The sequence below is a fragment of the Methylobacterium isbiliense genome (assembly GCF_022179325.1).
GTDB classification, from domain to species: domain Bacteria; phylum Pseudomonadota; class Alphaproteobacteria; order Rhizobiales; family Beijerinckiaceae; genus Methylobacterium; species Methylobacterium isbiliense.
This window is the reverse complement of sequence record NZ_BPQQ01000031.1, coordinates 16,790-40,393: the sequence shown is the minus strand read 5'-3', so window position 1 is coordinate 40,393 and position 23,604 is coordinate 16,790. Positions and strand designations below refer to the sequence as shown.

At 71.3% G+C, this 23,604-nt stretch carries 26 protein-coding genes, 1 tRNA gene and 1 other RNA gene; 12 read left to right on the top strand and 16 right to left on the bottom strand.

The features are described 5' to 3' along the window. The first annotated feature begins 98 nt into the window (after positions 1–98). The 6 genes from paaG to MFF61_RS13120 all read left to right on the top strand — a co-directional run bounded on the left by paaG (position 99) and on the right by MFF61_RS13120 (position 4,313). Complete coding sequence (gene paaG, locus MFF61_RS13145) at positions 99–890, top strand: 2-(1,2-epoxy-1,2-dihydrophenyl)acetyl-CoA isomerase PaaG (protein ID WP_238235564.1); 792 nt, start codon at positions 99–101, stop codon at positions 888–890. After that, positions 890–1,375, top strand: a complete 486-nt coding sequence (paaI, locus tag MFF61_RS13140; protein ID WP_238235563.1) for a hydroxyphenylacetyl-CoA thioesterase PaaI — start codon at positions 890–892, stop codon at positions 1,373–1,375. Before paaG ends, paaI begins: the two co-directional genes overlap by 1 nt. A gap of 37 nt (positions 1,376–1,412) precedes the next feature. Continuing rightward, positions 1,413–2,747, top strand: a complete 1,335-nt coding sequence (gene paaK, locus MFF61_RS13135) for a phenylacetate--CoA ligase PaaK (RefSeq protein WP_238235562.1) — start codon at positions 1,413–1,415, stop codon at positions 2,745–2,747. A gap of 8 nt (positions 2,748–2,755) precedes the next feature. Then, positions 2,756–3,388, top strand: coding sequence for a TetR/AcrR family transcriptional regulator (locus MFF61_RS13130; RefSeq protein ID WP_238235561.1), 633 nt, complete (start codon positions 2,756–2,758; stop codon positions 3,386–3,388). 180 nt (positions 3,389–3,568) lie between these two features. Beyond that, entirely contained in the window at positions 3,569–3,832 is a 264-nt protein-coding gene (locus MFF61_RS13125) for a hypothetical protein (protein WP_238235560.1), read from the top strand. A 10-nt stretch (positions 3,833–3,842) separates the two neighbouring features. Continuing rightward, positions 3,843–4,313 (top strand): YbaK/EbsC family protein, encoded by a 471-nt coding sequence (locus MFF61_RS13120; protein WP_238235559.1) that lies wholly within the window; start codon positions 3,843–3,845, stop codon positions 4,311–4,313. A 137-nt stretch (positions 4,314–4,450) separates the two neighbouring features. Here the strand turns inward: MFF61_RS13120 and MFF61_RS13115 are convergent, their stop codons facing one another. The 7 genes from MFF61_RS13115 to MFF61_RS13085 all read right to left on the bottom strand — a co-directional run bounded on the left by MFF61_RS13115 (position 4,451) and on the right by MFF61_RS13085 (position 10,837). After that, the gene (locus MFF61_RS13115; RefSeq protein ID WP_238235558.1) at positions 4,451–5,971 is read right to left on the bottom strand and encodes a DegQ family serine endoprotease; all 1,521 of its coding nucleotides are present in this window, start codon (positions 5,969–5,971) and stop codon (positions 4,451–4,453) included. Between the two features lie 167 nt (positions 5,972–6,138). Continuing rightward, positions 6,139–6,333 (bottom strand): DUF2065 family protein, encoded by a 195-nt coding sequence (locus MFF61_RS13110; protein WP_238235557.1) that lies wholly within the window; start codon positions 6,331–6,333, stop codon positions 6,139–6,141. A gap of 43 nt (positions 6,334–6,376) precedes the next feature. Next, the gene (gene hflC, locus MFF61_RS13105) at positions 6,377–7,300 is read right to left on the bottom strand and encodes a protease modulator HflC (protein ID WP_238235556.1); all 924 of its coding nucleotides are present in this window, start codon (positions 7,298–7,300) and stop codon (positions 6,377–6,379) included. Further along, entirely contained in the window at positions 7,297–8,484 is a 1,188-nt protein-coding gene (hflK, locus tag MFF61_RS13100; protein WP_238235555.1) for an FtsH protease activity modulator HflK, read from the bottom strand. The genes hflC and hflK overlap by 4 nt, the downstream gene beginning before the upstream one ends. A 202-nt stretch (positions 8,485–8,686) precedes the next feature. Next, positions 8,687–9,196 (bottom strand): dihydrofolate reductase, encoded by a 510-nt coding sequence (locus MFF61_RS13095; RefSeq protein ID WP_238235554.1) that lies wholly within the window; start codon positions 9,194–9,196, stop codon positions 8,687–8,689. 8 nt (positions 9,197–9,204) lie between these two features. Further along, positions 9,205–9,999 (bottom strand): thymidylate synthase, encoded by a 795-nt coding sequence (locus MFF61_RS13090; RefSeq protein WP_238235553.1) that lies wholly within the window; start codon positions 9,997–9,999, stop codon positions 9,205–9,207. Positions 10,000–10,099: 100 nt separating this feature from the next. After that, complete coding sequence (locus MFF61_RS13085; RefSeq protein WP_238235552.1) at positions 10,100–10,837, bottom strand: CPBP family intramembrane glutamic endopeptidase; 738 nt, start codon at positions 10,835–10,837, stop codon at positions 10,100–10,102. A 42-nt stretch (positions 10,838–10,879) separates the two neighbouring features. Between MFF61_RS13085 and ssrA the strand changes: the two genes are divergently transcribed. Both ssrA and MFF61_RS13075 read left to right on the top strand, forming a co-directional pair. Next, positions 10,880–11,240, top strand: a transfer-messenger RNA (tmRNA) gene (ssrA, locus tag MFF61_RS13080). A gap of 46 nt (positions 11,241–11,286) precedes the next feature. Further along, a complete protein-coding gene (locus tag MFF61_RS13075) occupies positions 11,287–11,889 on the top strand; it encodes an SspB family protein (RefSeq protein WP_238235551.1) in 603 nt (200 codons plus the stop codon). 66 nt (positions 11,890–11,955) lie between these two features. On the opposite strand, the gene MFF61_RS13070 is transcribed toward MFF61_RS13075, so the two are convergent. Further along, a complete protein-coding gene (locus MFF61_RS13070; protein WP_238235550.1) occupies positions 11,956–12,303 on the bottom strand; it encodes a hypothetical protein in 348 nt (115 codons plus the stop codon). Positions 12,304–12,358: 55 nt separating this feature from the next. Then, on the bottom strand, positions 12,359–14,200 hold the full coding sequence (locus MFF61_RS13065; RefSeq protein WP_238235549.1) for a DEAD/DEAH box helicase family protein: 1,842 nt from the start codon (positions 14,198–14,200) through the stop codon (positions 12,359–12,361). Positions 14,201–14,503: 303 nt separating this feature from the next. Between MFF61_RS13065 and frc the strand changes: the two genes are divergently transcribed. Then, a complete protein-coding gene (gene frc / locus MFF61_RS13060; protein ID WP_238235548.1) occupies positions 14,504–15,781 on the top strand; it encodes a formyl-CoA transferase in 1,278 nt (425 codons plus the stop codon). Between the two features lie 135 nt (positions 15,782–15,916). Further along, entirely contained in the window at positions 15,917–16,849 is a 933-nt protein-coding gene (locus MFF61_RS13055; RefSeq protein WP_238235547.1) for a methionyl-tRNA formyltransferase, read from the top strand. A gap of 18 nt (positions 16,850–16,867) precedes the next feature. On the opposite strand, the gene MFF61_RS13050 is transcribed toward MFF61_RS13055, so the two are convergent. Beyond that, positions 16,868–18,088 carry a pilus assembly protein TadG-related protein gene (locus tag MFF61_RS13050; RefSeq protein WP_238235546.1) on the bottom strand — a complete coding sequence of 407 codons (1,221 nt, stop codon included), beginning with the start codon at positions 18,086–18,088 and terminating at the stop codon, positions 16,868–16,870. Between the two features lie 248 nt (positions 18,089–18,336). On the opposite strand from MFF61_RS13050, the gene MFF61_RS13045 reads away from it, so the two are divergent. Beyond that, a tRNA-Gly gene (locus tag MFF61_RS13045) sits at positions 18,337–18,411 on the top strand. Positions 18,412–18,673: 262 nt separating this feature from the next. Continuing rightward, the gene (locus tag MFF61_RS13040) at positions 18,674–19,279 is read left to right on the top strand and encodes a metallophosphoesterase (protein WP_147025401.1); all 606 of its coding nucleotides are present in this window, start codon (positions 18,674–18,676) and stop codon (positions 19,277–19,279) included. Between the two features lie 273 nt (positions 19,280–19,552). Here the strand turns inward: MFF61_RS13040 and MFF61_RS13035 are convergent, their stop codons facing one another. The 6 genes from MFF61_RS13035 to MFF61_RS13010 all read right to left on the bottom strand — a co-directional run bounded on the left by MFF61_RS13035 (position 19,553) and on the right by MFF61_RS13010 (position 23,582). Then, the gene (locus MFF61_RS13035) at positions 19,553–20,491 is read right to left on the bottom strand and encodes a hypothetical protein (protein ID WP_174804893.1); all 939 of its coding nucleotides are present in this window, start codon (positions 20,489–20,491) and stop codon (positions 19,553–19,555) included. A 2-nt stretch (positions 20,492–20,493) separates the two neighbouring features. Further along, positions 20,494–21,027 carry a hypothetical protein gene (locus tag MFF61_RS13030; RefSeq protein ID WP_147025403.1) on the bottom strand — a complete coding sequence of 178 codons (534 nt, stop codon included), beginning with the start codon at positions 21,025–21,027 and terminating at the stop codon, positions 20,494–20,496. A 2-nt stretch (positions 21,028–21,029) separates the two neighbouring features. Further along, positions 21,030–21,356, bottom strand: coding sequence for a hypothetical protein (locus tag MFF61_RS13025; protein ID WP_147025404.1), 327 nt, complete (start codon positions 21,354–21,356; stop codon positions 21,030–21,032). Next, on the bottom strand, positions 21,356–22,705 hold the full coding sequence (locus MFF61_RS13020; protein ID WP_238235545.1) for a hypothetical protein: 1,350 nt from the start codon (positions 22,703–22,705) through the stop codon (positions 21,356–21,358). The genes MFF61_RS13025 and MFF61_RS13020 overlap by 1 nt, the downstream gene beginning before the upstream one ends. A 101-nt stretch (positions 22,706–22,806) precedes the next feature. Next, positions 22,807–23,103, bottom strand: coding sequence for an iron-containing alcohol dehydrogenase (locus MFF61_RS13015; RefSeq protein ID WP_147025406.1), 297 nt, complete (start codon positions 23,101–23,103; stop codon positions 22,807–22,809). An 11-nt stretch (positions 23,104–23,114) separates the two neighbouring features. After that, a complete protein-coding gene (locus tag MFF61_RS13010; protein WP_147025407.1) occupies positions 23,115–23,582 on the bottom strand; it encodes a hypothetical protein in 468 nt (155 codons plus the stop codon). Positions 23,583–23,604: the final 22 nt, after the last annotated feature.

The window sequence follows — 23,604 nt, the reverse complement described above, 5'->3', positions numbered from 1 at the left end:
GCCAAATTGACAACGCCTCCCCCTTGATTAATTTACCGGACGGTTGGTCATAAAAATGCCGGCCGCCGCGCGGCCCGGCACCACGCAGGGAGGCCGCCTTGGCGGAGGAAGTCGTTCTGAGCGAACGGCGCGACGGCTATCGGGTGATCACGCTCAACCGGCCGGACCGCCTCAACAGCTTCAACGTCGCCATGCACGCGGCGCTGCGCAACGCCCTCGCGGCGGCGGCCGCGGACGAGACCTGCCGGGCGCTGATCCTCACCGGGGCGGGCCGCGGCTTCTGCGCCGGCCAGGACCTGTCCGACCGGGTGTTCGAGCCCGGCCGGGTGCCGGACCTCTCGCAGACGCTCGACACCCTCTACAACCCGCTGGTGCGCCAGATCCGCGACCTGCCCATGCCGGTGGTCTGCGCCGTGAACGGGGTGGCGGCGGGGGCGGGCGCCAACCTCGCGCTCGGCTGCGACATCGTCGTGGCGGCGCGTTCGGCGAAGTTCATCCAGGCCTTCGCCAAGCTCGGCCTCGTGCCGGATTCCGGCGGCACATGGCTGCTGCCGCGCCTGCTCGGGCGGGCACGGGCGCGGGCGCTGGCGCTCCTGGCCGAGCCGGTGCCGGCGCCGCAGGCCGAGGCCTGGGGCCTGATCTGGAAGGCCGTGGACGACGAGGTTCTGATGGAGGAGGCGCACCGCCTCGCCGCGCATTTCGCCACCCAGCCCACGGCCGGCCTCGCGCTGATCAAGCGGGCGCTCGACGCCGCCGAGACCAACGACCTCGACGCGCAGCTCGACCTGGAGCGCGACCTCCAGGGCCAGGCCGGCCGCACGCCGGACTATGCCGAGGGCGTCGCCGCCTTCTTCGAGAAGCGCCCGCCCCGCTTCACCGGGAGGGCGTGATGGCGGGGGAGCGGTCACCCGAGGCGCTGGCGCAGGCCTGCGCCGCCGCGATGTGGGCGCAGGACCGGGCGAGCCAGGGCCTCGGCATGCGCATCGAGCGCGTGGGCCCGGGCGAGGCCGTGCTGTCGATGCGGGTGCGCGAGGACATGACGAACGGCCACGGCCTGTGCCACGGCGGCTTCATCTTCGCGCTCGCTGATTCGGCCTTCGCCTTCGCCTGCAATGCCTACGACGCGGTGACGGTGGCGCAGCACTGCGCCGTCACCTTCCTGCGCCCGGGCCGCCTGGACGAGACCCTGATCGCGCACGCCGTCGAGCGCGCGCGGGGCGGCCGGTCGGGCCTCTACGACGTCACGGTGCGGGGCGCAGAGGATCGGGTGGTGGCGGAATTCCGCGGGCACTCGCGCACCATCGGCGGCAGCTTCGTGCCGCCGGACGACGGGGAGCGGCCCTCCCCCGCAGGGCGCGAACCCGCCGGCTCCTGAGACAAACACCGACAACCCGACCGTCAGGGAGGTTTCGTTGCTGCAGATCACGCCCCGGAAGCTCGCCGAGCTGAAACCCGATCCGCAGATCCTCGACCGCGCCGAGGTCGCCGCCCGCGCCGACCTCGCGGCGCTCCAGCGCGAGCGCTTGGCCTGGACGCTGCGCCACGCCTACGAGAACGTGCCGCATTACCGCGCCGCCTTCGACGCGGCCGGCGTGCACCCGTCCGACTTCCGCGACCTGCCCGACCTCGCCCGCTTCCCATTCACCAGCAAGGCGGACCTGCGCGACAATTACCCGTTCGGGCTGTTCGCGGTGCCGCGCGAGCGCGTGGCGCGCCTCCACGCCTCGTCGGGCACCACCGGCAAGCCCACCGTCGTCGGCTACACCAAGGCCGATCTCGATGTCTGGGCCGAGGCGGTGGCGCGCTCCATCCGCGCGGCGGGCGGACGGCCGGGCATGAGCGTGCACATCGCCTACGGGTACGGGCTGTTCACCGGGGGATTGGGCGCGCATTACGGCGCGGAGCGCCTCGGCTGCACGGTGATCCCGGTCTCGGGCGGCATGACCGAGCGCCAAGTCCAGCTGATCCAGGACTTCAAGCCCGACATCATCATGGTGACGCCCTCCTACATGCTCGCGATCCTCGACGAATTCCGCAAGCAGGGCCTCGATCCGCGCGCCTCCTCGCTGAAGATCGGCATCTTCGGGGCCGAGCCCTGGACCAACGCCATGCGCCAGGAGATCGAGGAGGCGTTCGACCTGCACGCGGTGGACATCTACGGCCTCTCGGAGGTGATGGGGCCCGGGGTGGCCAGCGAGTGCGTCGAGACCAAGGACGGCCTGCACATCTGGGAGGACCATTTCTACCCGGAGGTCATCGACCCGGCGACCGGTGCCGTGCTGCCGGACGGCGAGCGGGGCGAACTCGTCTTCACCTCCCTGACCAAGGAGGCGATGCCGGTGATCCGCTACCGCACCCGCGACCTCACCCGGCTCCTGCCCGGCACCGCCCGCAGCATGCGGCGCATGGAGAAGGTCACCGGGCGCTCCGACGACATGATGATCGTGCGCGGGGTGAACGTCTTCCCGAGCCAGATCGAGGAGGCGATCCTGAAGGTGCCGGCCCTCTCGGCCCATTACCAGATCGTGCTCACGCGCGAGGCGCGCCTCGATGCCATGACGGTGACGGTGGAGATCCGGCCGGATGCCGACGCGCCGGAGGTGCGCGAGGCCGCCGGCGGCCGGCTCGCCCACCTCATCAAGGACACGATCGGCGTGACGGCGAGCGTCGCGGTGCTCGACCCCGAGGCGATCGAGCGCTCGCTCGGCAAGGCCAAGCGCGTCATCGACCGCCGCCCGAAGGACTGATCCCCGCGATGGCCCGCACCCGCGCCAGCGACTACGACGACAAGCGCCGGACGATCCTCGATCGCTCGGCCGAACTCTTCGCCGCCCACGGCTTCGACCGCGCCTCGATGAGCCGGATCGCGGATGCCTGCGGTGTGTCGAAGGCCAACCTCTATCACTATTACCGGGACAAGGAGGCGATCCTCTTCGACGTGATCCGCGTTCACCTGGAGGTGCTGCTGGAGGCCGTGGAGGCGGCCGACCTGCCAGGCCTCCCCCCGCAGGAGCGCCTGCGCCGCCTCGTCGGCGCGCTGCTGGAGGCCTACCGGGACGCGGACGCCCAGCACAAGGTGCAGATCAACGACCTCGCGCTGCTGCCCCCGGCGCGGCAGGACGAGGTACGGGCGATCGAGCGGGAACTCGTGCGGCTGTTCGCGGAGGCCATCGCGGGGGTCGCCCCGCATCTCAGGGGCACGCGGGTGCTCAAACCCGTCACCATGTCGTTCTTCGGGATGGTGAATTGGCACTACCTGTGGTTCCGCGAGGGGGGCGGCTTCACGCGGTCGGACTATGCGGATCTCGTCACGCGGATCATCGCCGACGGGACGCGGGGGATCGCGGCCGAGCCGGAGCCGGCCCGGGCCGTCGCGGCGGGGCGATGAGCCGGCGCGCTGCCCTTTGCGCCTGTCGCCGGCCTGCAACAGCTGTGGCCCTGGCGCACGAAAACGACGCATTGCCGCCCTGGCGTTAACCTCTTCGCAATTCCTGGCTGGCCGCGCGCCGGATGGGCACCTATGAATCGGGGTGACGCGAAGGCCCACCGGACACCGCACCCCCAGCCGATGCCGCATTCAGAGAATTCCTTCCCGCCGGATCCCTCCGACCAAGACGCCAAGCGCGCTGCGCTGTCCTACGTTTCGGAAGCCTTCGCCGAGGGCTGCCTCGACGGGATCGACGGCGACTGCATGGCCCAGGCGGCGCTGTTCGCCGCCTTCCAGGAGCTGGTGCAGACCTACGGCGAAGAGGCGACCGCCCGCTACGCCGAGGGGTTTCCGGAGCGCATCCGGGGCGGCGCCTACACGGTCAACCCGCAGCCGCATCATTGAGCGGCCGGCGATGAGCGTGGCATCCGTGCGGGCGGATCTGGCCGCGCGCGCTCCCGACCTCGTGGTGATCGAAACCCAGGCGAGTTCGGCCACCGTTGCGCTCGCCGCCGAGGCGCATGGGGTCGAGCCGGCGCGCATCGCCAAGACGCTGTCGCTGCGGGTCGGCGAGCGCGTCCTGCTCGTGGTAGCGCGCGGCGATGCGCGGCTCGACAACCGCAAGGTCAGGGCCGCGTTCGGCGGCAAGGGGCGGATGCTCGGCGCGGAGGAGGTCGAGCGCCTCACCGGCCATCCGGTCGGTGGCGTGTGCCCGTTCGGGCTCGCGACGCCGCTGCCGGTCTATTGCGACGTGTCGCTGCGCGCCTTCGACGAGGTGGTGCCGGCGGCCGGCTCGCCGAACAGCGCCGTGCGCGTGGCGCCCGAGCGCATGGCCGAGATCGTCGGAGCCGCCTGGGTGGATGTGTGCGAGCCGCCCGCGGCGTGACGGACGGGTCCGGGCCGATCCCTTCCGGCGCAGGCAGCGTCGGCGGAACGCGACCCGGCAAGCCGGGGTGAGACGGGCCGCGAATGGGTCCGGAATTCAGGGATGGAGGGCCCCGCCCGGAGGCGGGGCGCCCTCCCCTATTCGAGGCTCAGCGCCACGAACCGCACCTCGCCCTGGCTGTTCGAGACCAGCAGCAGCGCGGACTTGCGGCCGTCCTTCTTGATCTGCTCGATGCGGCGCGTGACCTCGGTCGGCGTCGTCACCGGTTCCTGGCCCACCTCGACGATCAGGTCGCCCGCCTTGATGTTCTTGTCGGCGGCGTTGGAGTTCGGATCGACCCGCGTGACGACGACGCCCTTGAGCCCGTCCTTGATGCTGAAGCGGCGGCGCGTCTCGTCGGTGATGCCCGAGAGGTTGAGGCCGAGCGCCTGACGGGTGACGTCGGGCTCCGCCTGCGGCCGGTTGAGGGCGGCGGGCTGCGGCTTGTCGTTGTCCTCCAGGCGGCCGAGCGTCACCTGCCGGGTCTGCTCCTGGCCCTTGCGCACGGTCAGGACGTCGACGGTCTTGCCCACCGGCGTCGTCGCCACGATGCGCGGCAGGTCGCTCGACGACTTCACCTCGACGTTGTTGAAGCGCGTGATCACGTCGCCGACCTCGAAGCCCGCGGCCTTGGCGGGCCCCTTGTCGTCGATGCCGGCGATCAGCGCGCCGCGGGCGCCGCCCTTGAGGCCGAGCGCCTCGGCGGTGGTGTCGTCGACGTTCTGGATGCGCACGCCGAGCCAGCCGCGGCGGGTCTCGCCGAACTGGCGCAGTTGCTCGATCACCGGGCCGGCGGTGGCCGAGGGTACCGCGAAGCCGATGCCCACCGAGCCGCCGGTCGGCGACAGGATGGCGGTGTTGATGCCGATGACCTCGCCGTTCATGTTGAACAGCGGCCCGCCCGAATTGCCCTTGTTGATGGCCGCGTCGGTCTGGATGTAGTTGTCGTAGGGGCCGGATTCGATGTTGCGGCCCCGCGCCGAGACGATGCCGGCCGAGACCGATCCGCCGAGGCCGAACGGGTTGCCGATCGCGATCACCCAGTCGCCCGGCCGCATCTTCTCCGAATCGCCGAGCGGCACCGCCTTCAGCGGCCGGTCGGGATCGGGCTTGACCCGCAGCACGGCGAGATCGGTCTTGGGATCCTTGCCGACGATCTCGGCCTTCAGCTTGCGGCCGTCGTGCAGGATGACCTGGATGTCGTTGGCATCGCCGATCACGTGGTTGTTGGTGATGACGATGCCGGAGGCGTCGAGGATGAAGCCGGAGCCGAGCGAGTTCGAGCGGCGCGGCGACGGGCGCTGCTGCTGCTGATTCTCGCCGCCCTGGCCGCGGCGGTTGAAGAACTCCTCGAACAGGTCCTCGAACGGCGTCCCCGGCGGCAATTGCGGCAGGGTGCGGTTGCGGGTCTCGACCGTCGTCGAGGCGGAGATGTTCACCACCGCGTCCGTCACCTGCTCGGCGAGATCGGCGAGCGATGCCGGCCCCTTGGCGAAGGCCGCGGGCGGCAGGGCGGCGGTTCCAACCGACAGGGCCAGCAAGGCCCCGGCGAGGGCCGGCAGCCGCCGTTTCGCGAACGCTGGGGAACGGCGCGCGGGCGCGGACTCGACTGCGGGCATCGGAAACCTCGTTCGGTCAAGAAGCATCATGCGAGAAGCGGCGTGGATCATCCGCGATGCTGCCAGATCGGCCCGGCGGCGGAAAGCCGATGCCAAAAGCCGATGCCCTGGCCGCACCCTCTCTTACAGATCGTGGTGGCGCGGGGCCGTTCAAGGTGCTGCGACCATCACCGCATCAGCAGGCGCACCGCGCCCACCACGGCGACCCCCGCCACCGCCGAGACGACGCCGACGAGGCGCATGCGCTCCGTCGGCGTGTGCGCGGCCTCCAGCATCGCCCGGCGCATGGCCCGCGGGAAGGCCGCGCAGAGCAGCCCCTCGATCGCGAGCGCAAGCCCGAGAGCGGCGGCAAGGTCCCGCACGGCGTCTGCTCCCTGTCAGGCCGGCTGACGGCCGGTCCGGCGGTTACTGGCCGCTGGGCGCGGCGGCGGCGGCCGGCCGTGCCCGGCCCTGCGGGTCGTTGAAGTAGCGGAAGAACTCCGAGGAGGGGCTGATCACCAGGCGCGTGTCGCTCCCGGTCAGTCCCTTCTCGTAGGCCTGCATCGAGCGGTAGAAGGCGAAGAAGTCCTGATCCTGGCCGAAGGCCTCGGCGAGGATGCGGTTGCGGTCCGCGTCGCCGGCGCCGCGCAGCTGGTCGGCCTTCTGGCCGGCCTCGGCGATCAGCACCGTCACGTCGCGGTCGGCCCGCGCCCGGATGGTGGCCGCGTCGCGCTCGCCGTTGGCCCGCAGGTCGGCGGCCTCGCGCTGGCGCTCGGTCTGCATCCGGCCGTAGACCGCCTGGCTGTTGGCCGCCGGCAGGTCCACCCGGGTCAGGCGCAGGTCGATGATCTCGATGCCGAGATTCTTCGCCTGCCGGTTCACTTCCTCCTGGATCCGGTTCATCAGCGCTTCGCGCTGCGTGCGCACGATCGCGTCGCGCGAGGCGCTGGCCAGCACGTTGCGGGTCGCCGCGTTGGTGAAGCTCGACAGGCGCTGGTTGGCCGTCGGGATGTTGTTCACCGCCTGATAGAAGCGCAGCGGATCGCTGATCTTGTAGCGCGCGAACGCGTCCACTTCGAGGTTCTGCCGGTCGGCGGACAGCACGGTCTGCACCGGCAGGTCGAGGTCGAGCAGACGCTTCTCGAAATACACCACCGTCTCGACGAACGGGATCTTGAAGTAGAGGCCCGGGCGGTCGGTGCCGGCTTGGTTGAGCACGCTGCGCACGCGCCCGACCTGCAGCACCAGCGCCTGCTGGGTCTGGCTCACCGTGAAGGCGGCGGCGTAGACAAGGAGGGCGCCGAGCGCGACCAGCACCAGGAGGATGGTGCGGAGGGTCTGGGCGTTCATCGGGTGGCTCCCTGGGCCTGGGCGGCCGGACGGGCCGGGGCGAATTCGTTCAGCGGCAGGACCGGCAGGACACCCGCCGCGGCGGTGCCGGGGGCCGCGCCGGGGCCGCCCTGGTCGACGATCACCTTGTTCACGCTGCCCAGCACCTTCTCCATCGTGTCGAGGAACATCCGCTCTCGGCTGACCGCGGGGGCGACCTTGTAGGATTCGTAGACCTCGCGGAACCGGGCCGCCTGGCCGGTCGCCTCGGCGGTCGCCTGCGACTTGTAGCCCTCGGCCTGCTGGACCATCTGCGACGCGCGGCCTTCCGCCTGCGGCACCACGCGGCTGGCATAGGTGCGGGCCTCGTTGCGGGCGCGCTCGGCGTCCTGCTGCGCGGCGTTCACGTCGATGAAGGCTTGGCGCACCTCCTGCGGCGGGCTCACGCCCTGGAGCTGCACGACGTTGATCAGCACGCCCGCGCCGTAGGAGTCGAGCGCCCGCTGGATGATCTCCTGCACCTCCTGGGCGACGCTGGTCTGCTCGGTGGTGAGGATCGGCTGGATCTTGCGCCGGCCGACCACCTCGCGCATCGCGCTCTCGGCCACCGACTTGATGGTGCCCTCAGGGTTCTGGAGGTTGAACACGAACTCGTCGGCCTTGGCCGGGTTTACGCGCCACTGCACGTCGAAGTCGATGTCGACGATGTTGTCGTCGCCGGTGAGCATCAGGCTCTCCTCCGGCACGTCGCGCACCCGCTGCGCCCCCCCGGAGCGATAGCCCACCTGGATCGAGTTCACCTGCCCCACGTTCGGCTTCACCACGGCGCCGACCGGATAGGGGAAGTTGTAGCGCAGGCCCTCGCCCACCTGTCCGGTGTAGCGGCCGAACACCGTGTTGATGCCGACCTGGTTCGGCGCCACGACGTAGAATCCGGTGAGGAGCCAGAGCGCGGCGGCGATCACCACCGCCAGCACCACGCCGCGCCCGCCCAGCGAGCCGCCGCCGGGCATCAGCGTGCGCAACCGGTCCTGGCCGCGGCGCAGCAGATCCTCGAGATCCGGCGGCTGGCTGCCGCCGCCGCCCCCGCCCCACGGCCCGCCGCCGTTGCCGCCGGGGCGGCCCCACGGCCCTCCCGGGTTGCCGCCACCGCCGCCGCTGTTGTTACCGCCGCCGCCGCCGCCGCTCTGATTACTCCAAGGCATGCTCGCCCATTTCCTTTCCCGGCCGGCACGCCTCTCGAGGGTCGCGTCCCGCGCGGCACCTGGTTGGTGTCACAGATGTCACCGCAGCGATATCGGCTGCGCCTCGCGCGAAAGCAACCTCTGCCGGCCGCTTGGGGCCGCGGTTTGGCCGCTTCCGGCGGGGTTCATCGCCGCAGCGGCGAAGCGGGATGACGCGGCACGTTCAATCGTGGCGGTCCCGAAGTCCGGCGCGCTCCAGCGTCACGAAGCGGAACGCGTGCTGGTCGTCCGGTCCCGCCGGATGCGCCTCCCTCGCCACCTCGCGGAAGCGGCCCTGCGGGATCACGGGAAAGAGCGCATCGCCCTCGGGCGCAGCCTCGACCTCCGTCAGGTGGATACGGTCGGCGAGCGGCAGGGTGAGCGCGTAGATCTGCGCGCCGCCCGCCACCATGATCTCCTCGGCGCCGGCGGCGAGCGCGAGCACCGCCGGCCAGTCCCCGGCGGTCTCGACCCCCGGGACCGACCATGCGGGATCGCGGGTCATCACGATCACCCGCCGGCCAGGGAGCGGGCGGCCGATCGAGTCCCAGGTCCGGCGGCCCATCACCACCGGCTTGCCCATCGTGAGCGCGCGGAAGCGCCGCAGGTCGCTGCGCAGGCGCCAGGCGAGGTCGTTGTCGCGCCCGATGACGCGGTTGCGGGCGACCGCCGCGATGAGGGTGACGAGCGGCATCGCTGCCCTCACACCGCCACCGGCGCCCGGATCGCCGGGTGCGGGTCGTAACCTTCGATGGCGATGTCGTCGTAACGGAAATCGAACAGCGAGCGCACCGATCGATCGAGGCGCAGGCGCGGCAGCGGGCGCGCCTCGCGGCCGAGCTGCAGCTCCGCCTGGGCGACGTGGTTGGAGTAGAGATGCGCGTCGCCCAGCGTGTGCACGAAGTCGCCCGGCGCGAGGTCGAGCACCTGCGCCATCATCGCGGTGAGCAGCGCGTAGCTGGCGATGTTGAACGGCACGCCCAGGAAGGCGTCCGCCGAGCGCTGGTAGAGCTGGCAGGACAGGCGCCCCTGCGCGACGTAGAACTGAAACAGGCAGTGGCAGGGCGCCAGCGCCATGCGGTCGAGGTCGGCCGGATTCCAGGCCGAGACGACGAGGCGGCGCGAATCCGGGTTGCGGCGGATCTCGTCGAGCACCCAGGCGATCTGGTCGACGCTGCCCCCGTCGGGCTTGGCCCAGGAGCGCCATTGCCGGCCGTAGACCGGGCCGAGGTCGCCGTGCTCGTCGGCCCACTCGTCCCAGATCGTCACGCCGTTCGACTGCAGGTAGGCCACGTTGGTGTCCCCGGCCAGGAACCACAGCAGCTCGTGGATGATCGACTTCAGGTGCAGCCGCTTGGTCGTGACGAGCGGGAACCCGTCCCCCAAATCGAAGCGCATCTGGTGGCCGAAGACCGAGCGCGTGCCGGTGCCGGTGCGGTCCTGCTTCTCGACGCCCTCGTCGAGGATGCGCCGGAGGAGGTCGTGGTACGGGCGCATGGCATCTGTCCTCCGCGGGGGCGGGACGATAGCGCATTCGGGTGGGCCGGGTCAGCGCCGGCGCGCGCGCCGTCCCGGCCTTTTTCGGAAGGACCGGCTCTCAGGACCGCGCGAACATCACCAGCACGAGCGCCGCATTGTTGACGGCGTGGAGCGCCATGCAGGCCCACAGGCTGCCGGTGCGCACCCGCACGAGGCCGAGCGCGAGGCCGAGCGGCAGGACGCCGAGCGGCTGGGCGAGACTGGCCCAGCCGTGGCTGAGGGCGAACAGTCCGGCGCTGAGGCCGACCGTCGCGCCCGCGCCGAGCACGCCGCGCGCGCGGGCGAAGAGGTCGCCGCGAAAGACGAGTTCCTCGGCCGCCGGCGCGAGCACCACCAGCCACGCGAGCCAGACGGCGAGGCTGCCCCCGTGCAGCCAGTAGGGGAGCTGGAACGCCGAGGCGGGCGAGCGTCCCGACAGGATCGCGAGCAGCGAGATCCAGGCGAGCTGCAGGACCGGCCAGAGCAGCAGCGCGAGCGGCAGCGCCGCCCCCGGCGGCGGCGCCACGAAGCCCAGCGCCCGCGTCCAGTCGCGCCCGTAGCGCCGCCGGGCGCGCCAGACCACCAGGGCCGCCAGGATCGGCAGCGGCACCACCGCGAAGGCAAGGCCGTAGCGCTCGGTCTCGTCGAACCCCGCAAACGGGAAGCCCCACAGGGTCGCCCCGCGCATCTGCAGCAGGCGGGCGCTGCCGGCGACGAGCGCGAAGGCGGCAAGCCCGGCCGCCAGGAGGAAGAGCGGCGGGCGCAGGCCGAGCGCGACGATCCGCAGCGCGCGGCGGGCGGGCGACGGGTGGGGCACGCCGGACACGGCGGCGATTGAGGGCGCGGAAGGGCGATCGATGGGCTTCAAAAGCGGCGCGCGACCCCCTATATTCGCAAAGCCGGCCGCGAGGTCGGCTATGGCGATAAACGTTCTTCGCAATAAACCTATCGGACCCGGGGGCGGTACCCGGCGCCTCCACCCGAGCCCAGGGCTCCACGCGCTGGGCTTCGGCGGGGGCGAAATAGGATCGACGAGGGCGTAAAAGTTGGACTTTCGCTCGGCATGGTTCCGCCGTTATCGGGCCAATGCAATAGTTGCCAACGACAACTTTGCTCCGGTGGCGGTGGCCGCGTAAGCGGTCCCCAAGACCAAACAAAGTCCTAGCGGTTAGCATCGCATAGGCGGGGTTCGGAGGCACCTGGCAACAGAAGCCTCCACTCATTTCCCGACAGCCGATGGATGCGGCACCAGGCAAGCGACCGCTGATGGCAGACGATCTGATTCGCTACGACCTCCTGGTGCAGGACGCGCTGCGCAGCGTGGTGCGCAAGGTTCTGGGTGACGCGGCCCGCGACGGGCTGGCCGGCGACCACCACTTCTACGTCTCGTTCCGGACGGACTACCCGGGCGTGCGGATCTCGCAGCGCCTGCGCGACAAGTACCCCCAGGACATGACGATCGTGCTCCAGCACCAGTTCTGGGATCTCGGCGTCACCGAGCACACCTTCGAGGTCGGCCTGTCCTTCTCCGGCGTGCCGGAGCGGCTGCTGGTGCCGTTCGAGGCCGTGACCGGGTTCTTCGACCCCTCGGTCCAGTTCGGGCTGAAGTTCGAGCTTAACGACGGGCGGACCACCGAGGAGCCGCCCGCCCCGGCCGCCGGCCTGCGCTCCATCCGCGGCGCCGGGTCGGAGCCGAGCGAGGCGAGCCCGAAGGTTCCGGCGCTCGCCGGCATGCCGAAGATCGCGGCGCAGGCCGACAAGGCCGAGGCGAAGCCAGCGCCGAAGAAGGACGACGAGGACGAGCCGGCCGCTCCGCCAGAGAACGGCGCCTCGGTGGTGAGTCTCGACGCGTTCCGCAAGAAGAGCTGAGGGCCGGTTCCGCGCCGCTCACCCGAAGCCCGCCCCCGCGAGAGGGGCGGGCTCGACGTGTTGTCCTCAGCGGTAGTGGTCGCTGCTCCGGCTCATGCCGCGCGCCACGTAGTCGCCGCTCACGGAGCGCTGGCCGAACATCAGCCATGCGAGGCCGAACCCGATTGCGCCGGCCACGAACCAGCCGGCCATCGTCGTCCCGTCCACCTCGCCGATGACATCCTGGCCGCGCCGCAGGGCCCGCGAGCCGTACTGGGCGGCGTCGTCCCAATGGTCGGATGCCCGGTCTGCGAAGTCGCGCGCCGCGCCGGCCGCCTGCTCGTAGACGCTGCCGCCGTCGGACCCGCCCTGCGCGCCCGGCGAGTGCTGTTTGGCGCCGCCCGAAGCGGGGCCGCCTGCATATGGTCCAGCCATGTCGATTCTCCCGGTTACCGGTCGAGAGCCGTTGACGCCCTCGCGATGGCGACGGTCAAACGCCGGGCGCCGTGGGGTGTTCCGCGGTCGCGCTTGGACGGCCGGCCCACTCCCCAAGGGTATGGGTGTCCGCGGGGTCCAGCACCTCCGGCTCGCCCGGGGCCGCGAGGGCCTGCGCCAGTTCCCGCGGGCCGGCGATCGCCGCGAAGGCAGCCTGCGTCTCCGGGTCGTCGAGCGCGGCGGTGAACAGCGCGGGGTCGAGGCAGCGCAGGGTGCCGCCGTCGAGGCGGGCATAGACCCGCCCCGTCGCGGGATCGGCGAAGCGGATCACCCGCATCCGGCGCGCGCACTGGCGCAGGAACTCGGTGTTGTGGGCCGGCGCCATCTGGGCGGGTCCCGGATAGACCTCCTGCGGCGTGCCCGCATTGACGTTGATCTTGCGGAATCGGTCGACGTCGAGGATCGGCCGCAGGTCGAAGATCGTGATCTCGCCGTTCCAGCCGAAGGCCACGGTGCGCGGGCGGCACCCCTCCGGCACGCTGTTGTCGAGGAACTCCGCGTGGACGCGCTTGTCGTCCTTCAGCGCCCAGGTGAAGAACAGCCGCGGCATGCCGGTGAACGCCTCGACGTTGTGCGCCAGGAGGTCGTCCACCGCCTTGTAGCGGCCGAACAGCTCGCCGCGCAGCCACGCCCGCTCCACCGTCGCGTCCGGCGGCGTGATCATGAACAGCATGTAGACCCGGTCGCCGAACCGGGTGAGGAGCTGACTGCCGTCCTCGGCGCTCGAATCGGCCGCGAAGCTGTCGAAGCGGAAGCGGTCGATCAGGAGGTGCGACATGCGCCCCTCCCGGGCCTTGGCGGCCATGTAGCGGTCGAGCTTCTTGTTGACGATCTCGACCTCGTGCCCGGTCAGGGTGCCGGCGTAGCGCCGGGCCGCCCCGAGGGAGGCGTAATCGAGCAGGAACTTGCGCCAGATGTCGGGGCTGATGAGGGCGAAGTCCGACCACGCGGCGCCGATGCGCCCGGCCAGCGCCCGCTGCAGCGGACGCATCGTGCTCTTGCCGGAGGCCGAGGCGCCCTTGACGTTCATCACCACCGGACGGGCCTGCGGTGCCAACCGATGGTATCCCTCCTGCTCCGCGGCCTCGCGCACCCATGGGTCGATGAGCCGGCCGATGCGCTGGCTGCCGTAGCCGTTCGAGAACAGCGTCAGCCCGAGCCCGGCGAGCAGCCCGGGATCGCGCACGAGCCGCCCGCGCTGCTGGATCACCCCGGCGACGACGCGCTGCAGCGCCCCGATGGCCGCGGCCTCCGCCTCCCGCCCGGCGGCCTCGGCGCCGGCCCGCGCGGCGTCGAGCAGTCGCGCTGCGCGCGCTTCCTGCGGCTCGGCGACGGGCGGGGTGGGCGGCGGACGCGAGAACCAGCGCCGCCGGGTCGGCGGGGGCGGCTCGGGGGCGGAGAAGATCGCCTCCAGGACCTGCTCCATGGCCGCCCTGCCCTCCTGCTGCAGAGCGCGCAGGTGGTCCGTCACCGCGTCGAGACGGGGGGCGACGGCGGTGGCGAGCAGGCGGCTGGTCATCCGGCGGAAATTGACGCCGAGATCCGCGTATTTCTCGCCCACGGGCACCGACAGGTCGGCGGTGACGCGCACCAGCACCTCATGCACCGCCAGACGCTCCGCCCGGAAGGCCACCACGTCGTGGAGCGGCAGCCCGCACAACCCGGAGAGGTCCTGCGCCTCGCCGAGGCCCGTGGCGACGTTCTCCGGCCGGAACACCGTGGCGAGCGGCAGGAATGCCCGGGGCAGCGCCGATTCGATGCCGGGATTCCACGGTCCGTAGGGCGCGGTGTCGGATGTCGGACCGCCGGCCTGCGCGGCGGGGGGCTCGCGAAGCATGCCTGCACCTCCCTGTGGCTGGCCCGAATTTGACACATGGTATCTGGTATGCCAACGTCCTCCGCAACGAGATGCGCCGCCGGCCCGTCGATTGCGAACCGAACCTCCTGCGCAATGGTCCGGCTCGTGCCATGACACCGCGGTTCAGGACAGCGAGGGAACGGTCATGACGAGAGGCTCGACGCGCCGCCGGCCGGCGGTCCGACCCCGCGTCGCCCGTGCGTCCGGACCCGACCGGACGCGGCCCGCCCTCCCGGTTTTCGCCCCCGCCCCGTGCAACCCGATCAGACGGCAGTGTATCCCATGACCAAGGCTCTCGAAGGCGTGAGAATTCTCGATTTCACGCATGTCCAGTCCGGTCCGACCTGCACCCAGCTCCTCGCGTGGTTCGGCGCCGACGTGATCAAGGTCGAGCGGCCCGGTGTGGGCGACATTACCCGCACGCAACTGCAGGACGTGCCGGATGCCGACTCGCTCTACTTCACGATGCTGAATTCGAACAAGCGTTCGATCACGCTCGACACCAAGAACCGGACCGGCATGGAGGTACTCGAAGACCTCGTGCGGGTCTGCGACGTGCTGGTCGAGAACTTCGCGCCCGGCGCGCTGGCCCGTATGGGCCTGACCTGGGAGCGCATCCAGGCCCTCAACCCGCGCATGATCGTGGCCTCCGTGAAGGGCTTCGGCCCCGGCCCCTACGAGGAGTGCAAGGTCTACGAGAACGTGGCGCAATGCGCCGGCGGCGCCGCCTCCACCACCGGCTTCCGGGACGGCATTCCGCTCGTCACCGGCGCGCAGATCGGCGATTCCGGCACCGGTCTCCACCTCGCGCTCGGCATCGTCACGGCTCTCTACCAGCGCACCCATACGGGCCGCGGGCAGCGGGTCGACTGCGCCATGCAGGACGGGGTGCTCAACCTCTGCCGGGTCAAGCTGCGCGACCAACAGCGCCTCACCCACGGCCCGCTCAAGGAATACAGCCAGTACGGCGAGGGCGTCCCCTTCGGCGACGCGGTGCCGCGCGCCGGCAACGATTCCGGCGGCGGGCAGCCCGGCCGCATCGTCAAGTGCAAAGGCTGGGAGACCGACCCGAACGCCTACCTGTACTTCATCACCCAGGCGCCGGTCTGGGAGAAGATCTGCGACGTCATCGGCGAACCGGAGTGGAAGACGCATCCCGACTTCGCCAAGCCGGCGGCCCGCCTGCCCCGCCTCACCCAGATCTTCGAGCGCATCGAACAATGGACGATGACGAAGACGAAGTTCGAGGCCATGGACATCCTCAACCAGTACGACATTCCGTGCGGGCCGATCCTGTCCATGAAGGAACTGGCCGAGGAGCCGTCGCTGCGCGCGACCGGCACCATCGTGGAGGTCGAGCACCCGGTGCGCGGCCCCTACCTCACGGTCGGCAACCCGATCAAGCTCTCGGACAGCCCGACGGAGGTCGTGCGCTCGCCGCTGCTCGGTGAGCACACCGACGAGGTGCTGCGCCGGGTGCTCTCCTACTCGGACGAGCGGATTCTCGAAGTCGCCGGCTCGGGCGCCATCGGCTCGGTCCAGAAGATCGCCGCCGAGTAGCCGGGCCGGATCCATCGCGAGCGCCCGGCCCGGCCGGGCGCCGCCCTCTCACCGCCACCATCATCCGGCCGGACCGCGCGTCCGGCCGCAACGGGAGCGCCTGCGTGCTCGCCGGCGCTTCCCCACGGAGGAGCCATGCGCATCGCACTCATCGGTCAGCAGGATTTCGGCAGGGCGGTGATGGACGCCTTCCTGGCCCGGGGAGATGTCGTGGCAGGCGTCTTCTGCGCCCCCGAGAAGGAGGGCGCCAAGCCCGATGCCCTCAGGAGTGCCGCGCAGGAGCGCGACCTTCCGGTGTTCCAGTTCCCGAGCCTCAAGAGCCAGGAGGCCGCCGACGCCCTGCGGGAGCTCGACGCCGACCTCGGCGTGATGGCCTACGTGCTGCAATTCGCGCCGCAGACCTTCGTGACCATCCCCCGCCACGGCACGATCCAGTACCACCCCTCCCTGCTGCCGCACTATCGCGGCCCCTCCTCGATCAACTGGCCGATCGCCAAGGGTGACACGCGGACGGGGCTGAGCATCTTCCGCCCCACCGACGGCCTCGACGAGGGACCGGTGATCCTCCAGAAGCCCTGCGAGATCGGCCCCGACGACACCCTCGGCGACGTCTATTTCGGCCGCCTGTTCCCGATGGGCGTGGAGGCGATGCTGGAAGCCGCCGACCTGGTGGTGAGCGGACGCCACCGCGAGATGGTGCAGGACGAGGCGGCGGCGAGCTACGAGGGCTGGTTCTCGGCCAAGGCGGCGCGCCTGCACTGGGATGCGCATGTCGACCACCTCTACAACCTGATCCGCGCCGCCAATCCGGCCCCCGGGGCCTGGACGACGCTGGAGGGCCGCAAGCTCCAGATCTACGACGCGCGCAAGCACCCGGTGCGCACCTTCGGGGCCGTGACGGGGGCGCTGGGCGAGGTGACGGAGATCGGCGAGGAGTCGATCCGCATCACCGCGCAGGGCGGCCAGATCGAGGTGTTCAAGCTCAAGCCCGAGGGGGGTGGCAAGATGGCGGCCGCCGCCTTCGCCCGCGAGGCCGGCCTGCGGGTCGGCTCGCTGCTCGGGACCTGACGGCCGGGGGCCAGGGCCTCAGTTCGTCACCCGGGCGCCCCCGCTCGGGTGCTTCGGCAGGGCCACCGCCGGCTGCATGGCGGTCGCATCCGCCGAGGCCGTGGTGTTGCCCGTGAAGGTGATGGTGTCGGCGATGATCGGCATGAAGTCGCTCTGCTGGCCGAAGCTGCCGTTGCCGCGCAGTTCGATCGCCTGCCGGGGCGCGTAGATGGCGCCGACGAGCTTCAGCTCGGCCCCGCCATTGATGACGTTGCCGTTGGCGCCGGTGACCTGCCGGTCCTGCATCAGCACGATGCCCGCATAGGACCCCGTCGTGGCGGCGCTCAAGTCAACGCTCGCCCCTCCGTTGATCCGGAAGCTCGCGTTGGACCCGGTTAGGTAGAGCGTCACGCCCCGTCCGGTGACCTTCGCCTGGGCGCCGATCGTGAGCGGTCCGTTGATGAAGTAGAAACCGGGATTGAGCGTCACCGTCCCCTTCAGGTCGAGACCGCAATAGTCGCCCTGGTCGAGAGTCTGGGACTTGTTCGGCTTGTCGGCCTGCCCGGGATCCCGGCAGCCCGAGCCGGATGCCAAGGGCAGATTGCGGAACGGGTCATCGAGGCGCGGGCAGCCCCTGCGCGGCACCGGCGTGGTGCCGGTCGGGAGGTTCATGCCGCCGACCGCGCAATAGGCCGCCGCCTGCACGCTGGCCGAGCCCTTCACGGAGATGGCCGCCGCATTCGAGGAGTTGCTGTAGATGCTGCATCGGCGCGCGACCACCGACGTGTTGCCGGTGAACAGCACGGCGTCCGCGGCGGTGGTATTGAGGGCCAGGATGCAGATCGGAACGGCCCCCGCCTCGCTGCCCACGGCCGCGCTGGCCCGCACGGCGATCGGCAGGGCCGTGACGCCGAGAATGCCCGCGAAATTCGTCGGCACCCGCTGCGATGCCTCGACCGTCACGACCCCGTTCTCGACCTGCACGGTGGCCGACGGCCCGAGCCCCGCGGTCGCGCCTTCGACCGGAGCCGGGAGAAAGGTGCGCACCACGTCGATCGGTGTCTTGACGTCGTTCGAGGTCAGCACCGCCGCGAGGGCGGCCTGATCGGCCAGGGCCTGCAACCTCAACTTGGCCTCGTAGGCGAGGCTGATGTCGATGCTGGCTCCGATCAGCATCACGAAGGGGATGAACGTCAGCCCGAAGAGAATGGTGCCGGAGCCCGCTTCGTCCGAGACAAGGTTCGTGATCCAGGTCCGCATGACACACCGTTGTTCTGCAACCCGAAGTCGAGCAGACGGATCTGAACGGAGCGTCAGCGGAATCCCTCGAATTGTCGGCAATGGGATGATTCTTGGGACGATCCGGCAAATCACTTGCCGATGGGTGCCCGATCCGGGGCCGAGGCCCGGCAAAAATGCCTTTGACGCCCTTGCGGCGGGCCTGCTACACGGGATCGGCCGAGCGAGGCCTCGCCTCCCGGCCGCCGGAAACCGTCAGGGTTCCGGGCGCGGGCGTAGTTCAGTGGTAGAACGTCAGCTTCCCAAGCTGAATGTCGTCGGTTCGATCCCGATCGCCCGCTCCAATCCCTTTCCCTATAGCTGACAGGCCCTTGCGAGGCGTTCTTCACGCGCTTCGCGCTGCCCCTGAAACGGCGGGATACAACGGGGATACAACGCCCCCTCGAATCACGGCCCCTCTCCGAAGGCCAGGGAAGGGCTAACCGTGCCCCGCGTCGGCTCTTGCCGGGCGGCCCCCGATCCCCGAGGATCGCCCCATGACGCACGCCCCCTCGAAACGCTTGCCGGCCTGAAGGCTAGCCACCCCGTCCGGAAATCCGGACGGCCATGCGTTCCGTTCGAGGGGCCCTGCCCGTGACGACCTACCTGACCTCAGACACCCACGTGGGGCATGCCGGCATGATGTCCGACCGGATGGCCCGGCCCCGCCCGTTCGCCTCGATCGAGGAGCACGACGAGTTCCTCGTCAGCATGTGGAACAACAGGATCCGCCCCGGCGACCGCGTCTTCCACCTCGGCGATTTCGCCTATGGCTGCAGCCTCGCGCACGCCAGATCCGTGTTCGATCGCCTCGCCGGGCACAAGACGCTGATCCGCGGGAACCACGAGCAGAGGGGAGAGCGCCTGCCGTGGGAGGGCGGGATCCACGACGTCCTGCGGCTCTCGATCCAGGACCGGGGCATGCCAGCACCCGTCGACCTCTGGCTGAGCCACTATGCGCATATCACGTGGCCGGACGCCCACCGCGGCCGGATCCACCTCTACGGGCACAGCCACGGCTCGATCCCGCCGACGGCCCGGTCCTGCGACGTCGGCGTCGACGCATGGGGCTTCCGACCCGTGACCATGCCCGAGGTCATGGAGCTGCTCGCCGATGTCGCCCGGCGCGAGGGCGGCCCGGCCGCGGCGGCCGCCCTGGCCGAGGCAGCCTGACATGAGGGGCGGCTACACCTACAGCGAGCCCCCCGAGGGCGCGGTCACGTGCATGACTTGCGGGCGGATGGCTATCGGGATCTCCCGCGCGGAGGCGGAGCGCCGCGTCGAGGCGGCGAACGCGAACCGGCGGCCGGGGGATGCCCGACCTCCGATCACGGTGGCTTATTTCAGCTGCTGCATGCGCCCCCGGTACAGGCTGGCCAGGCTCGGGGATTGCCCGGACGGTGCGACGTACTCGTCGGTCCTGTGCGAGCGCCTGGACGAGGGCGGCTAGCCCGAGCCGCCCCGGTTCCGGCGGTAGAGGTTCACCGTCCGCCAGATCGCCACCCGCACGGCGTCCGCGTCGTCGCCCCGTACGGGCATCGACCAGACCTCGCCCGTATCGTCGCGCCAGAACCGCATCAGAATGTAGCGCTGCCCGACCTCGCACCCGTCCATGACGTCGGGATCCCGGCGCCGGAACAGAAGCGCTCGGCCGTGCTCGACGCCGACCACCTGCCCGAGAAACTCGTCGATCGGCTCGGCGCGCTCCTCGTCGTGCAGATGGAAGGGCGGGCACGCCACCCGGTGCGGCTTGCCGAGGGCCGGCTCGAACTCGATGCGGTCCTCGGCGTGGGCCTTCGTCCAGAAGCCCATGTCGAAGGTCAGCGCGAGGGCGGGTGCCCCGGCCGGCGCGGGGGCGACCTCGCCCGCGGAGGGCGGCGCCTCGGGCTCGGGCGTCGGCTCAGGGGCCGGGACCTCCGCCTCATCCTCCTCCACGCCCTCGGCATCCATGGTCGCGACCACGGCCGCGCCCCGCTCTCGACGAAGCCGGAGCCGCTTCTCCGCGAGAGGCGTCATCGGCTTCGGCGCCGGGATCTTCGGCTTGGCGGCCCGCGCCGCGATCGCGGCCTCGGCCCGCTCGCGTCGGAGCTTGGCTCGCTTCAGTGCGAGAGGTGTCGGCGGCGAGATCGCGCCGCCGAAGTGGTGCCGCAGGACTTCGTCGATCGGGAGCCCCTGCTTCACGTACCAGGGCTTCTCGTCGGCCGGGGCCGGCGCCTCCATCATGTCGACGAGGTCGGGCGCCTTCTCTGCGGGCGGGGCGGGCGCCGGCTTCGGGTGCACCAACCGGGCGAGCTCGCGCGGCCGGTGGAAGGGCGCCGCGACGGTCTCGGCGACCCACGCGCGGTGGGCGGCGACGTCGCCGGCGGGCAAGGGCGGGCGGGCCATGGCTACTCTCCTTGCCTGGCGAGGTCGATGCTGACGAGCGCGGCGACGTCGTCTGCCGGGGCCCGGGTGACGCGGGGGCGGCGACGGCGGAGCTGTCGCGTGCCGAGCATGACGTCGGCGAGGTGACCGAACGCGCGGTCCTCGTCGGCGCCGTTGACGCCGACGACCAGGTCGGGCGTCACGACGAGCAGGCGGTCCGTGTGCCGGAGCGCGACGCGCTCGGGCGCCGCGGAGGCGACCCGGCCGTTGAGGAAGTGCTGGTCGAGACGGAGGACGAGCGCGGCGTGCTCCGCGCTTCCCACGCGGCGGACCCGCCACCCGTGGAGAAGGGCCGGCCCGGCGTCGCCGTAGGAGGGCCGAAGGACGGCGAAGCGTCCTGCGCGCGTGAGGGGCGCGGCTTTCCAGATGCGGTCCTCGGCGAGCTCTTGGGCATCGTCGATCCGGCTCGTCTCGACGACGAGGCCGGGGTCGTACGTCCTGCCGTCCGGCCCGAACGGGAGGTGATGCGGCGTGACGGTGCGGCGGGTCCAGGTCATGGCTACTCCCCCTCGTTCCAGTTGAGGAGCACGGCGGAGTGCCGGCGAGCCATCCCGGCCTGACCTTCGAGCTCCTCGGCGCGCTCGGCGAGGAGCCTGCCGAGGACCGGGGCGACCCACGGCGGGATGGGGCGCCACGCCGGGTTGCGGTCTCCGTTCGGGAGGCGCTCGGGCGCGAGCCACCGGAAGGGCAGCCGCGGATCGAGCGTCGCGCGCGACCCGTCCGGGTGATGCGGCCCGAGCAGGCGGGCGAGCGGCCGCTTGAACTCCTCGCCGAGCAGGAGGCGGGCCGCGAATTCCAGGGCGTCCGGGTGCAGGGGCAGGGCCATCACAGGTTCTCCAGGTTCAGCGTCGGGCCGTTGAGCGTCCGGCGGACGGCCGCCTTGACCCGGCGCCGGCCGACCTCCAGGCCCCGGCGGTAGGCGCGGACGAGGGCGCGGTAGGCCGCGGTCGGGAGTCCCTGCGGCACCTGCAGCTCCGGCCTCACGCTCGCTTCCTGCACGAGATCGTAGTGGCCCGGCTTCACGCAGGGGCGGAGCTCCCAGCCCCCGCCCAAGGAGCCGATCGCCTCGATGGCGACGAGGTCGGCGTGGTGCCGGGCGGCGTCCTGCAGCCGCACGCGGGCGTCGAAAAGCAGGCCGTAGGCTCGGTCGCAGGGGGCATGTCGCCCCTCCTCGTATGCGCCTATCCAGACGAGGGCGGCTCCGTACGCGTCGAGCGCCGCGTGCTCGATCGCGCTGACCGACGTGAGCCACGCCTGCGGCGCGTCGGCGGGCGGGGTGCTCGCGTCGAGCGCGGCACGGACGAGCTCCGCGACCTGAAAGTTGGCCATGGCGTGCGTCGGCACGACGGCGAGCGGGACGATCTTGCCGCCGCCGATCCGGACCGGCTTCGGGGTGGGGGTGCGGGTCGCGCGTGCCTGCTGCTGCTGGGCCGGGAGGGGGACTGGGGCCGGCCCCGGCTCGGGCCCGACTTCTTCCATGGTGAGGACCGCACCCGCCTCCCGCTCGGCCGCGCTGAACTTCGCAGGGTCCCGGCCGCCGAGCAGCGAGACGATCTCGGCGGTCGCGTCCTGCGCCCGCTCGAAGATCATCGGGAACGTGACGGTCTGGAAGACGTCGGCGTCGTCGACCCACGCCTTGACGACGCGGAAGCCGGCGGCGGGCGGGTTCTCCATCGCGACGCGGTCGTGCTCGGAGAGCTGCTCGCCGAGGATTGCGCCGGTCGCGCGGATACCGTCGAGCAGCCAGGTGTCGAGCCTGCTCGGCTTGCCGTTGACAGCCCTGCGCTCGATCTCGGCGACGGCCTCATCGCGCTCCCGGTCGTGAGCCCGGATGCGGGAGAGGATCTCGTCGCGCGAGAGGCGCTGCGGCGCGGCCGAGGCGGCCGGGGCGGCGCAGGCCTGCTGCAACTGCGCGGGCTGGGCCATCGCCGGTGCCGCCTCCTCGGCCGTGCGCTCCAGGATCTCCTCGGCGTCGCGGGCGAGGTGGGTGCGGATCTCGGTGAAGTCGCCGCAGAAGCCGGACGCCTCGCCGTGCCAGATCTGCCAGGCGCCCTGGTGCCGGTGGACCGAGACGTCGCTGCCGCCGAGGGCGGCGTCGTAGGCGCGGACGACCGCGCTCATGTTGGGGGCGCGCTCGATGCGGGAGACGGCCGAGAGGATGGAGGACTTCGTCATGTTCGCGGTGTCCCAGCGAGTGAGGGAGCTGCTCTGAAGAACTGCTCTATGTCCATCAATCTATGGACCACCCCTGCCGGGCGCAAGGGCGGCCAAGCTTTTCAGTACGAGTAGATCCCGTTCGCCCGCCGCATCGCTCTGGGCATCTCGGCTCGGGCCTCCTCGTAGTAGGCGAGCAGCCGCGCGCGGAGATCGATCGCCTCCTCCAAAAGCGGGTGCCGCGCGAATCGGGGGTGCGTCACGATGATGAGGCGGCTGCCCAGGCCGGCCCCGATCGAGGCGCGCTTCCCCCAGACCGCGAGCTCTTCGCCCGGATGGGCTGGCTCGCGTCCCTTGTAGAGGAAGCCGGCGTCGAGCTCGGCGATCGCCCGGCGCGCCTCGATGACGGCCGGGGTCAAGTCGTCGAGGTCTAGGCGCGGAGGAGACCCTTCCAGCTCAGGTTGATCCGATGGCCGGGGGTCAGCCGGGGCCGCGGGCCGCCCTCCCACCAGGGCTCCCCCCGGAGCGGAAAAGGGCGCGGCGCAGCGGCCTCCTCGACCGCCGGGGCAGTGGGCTGCTCGGGAGCGGGAGCGGGCTCGGCCGCGCCGGAGGGCAGCTTCTTCAGCAGGGCGAGTGCCATCTCGCCGGCCTCCGCAACGCCGCCGTGGAGCCGGCAGTAGGCGCGGACCGCCTCGACGGGCATGCCCTTGTACTCGGCGCTCCCGTCGCCCGGCTCGAACCAGGACTGGTGAGGGCCGAGGCCGCTCGTGTCGATCTTGGGGTCTCGGTGCCTCGGCGGGGCGTAGAACATCACCGTATCCGAACCCGGGTCCTTCGAGACGGAGATGTAGACGTTGTCCCTGAGGCGGATCTCGGTGGAGCGGACGGCTCGGGTCACTGGCTTACTCTCCCTGCGTATC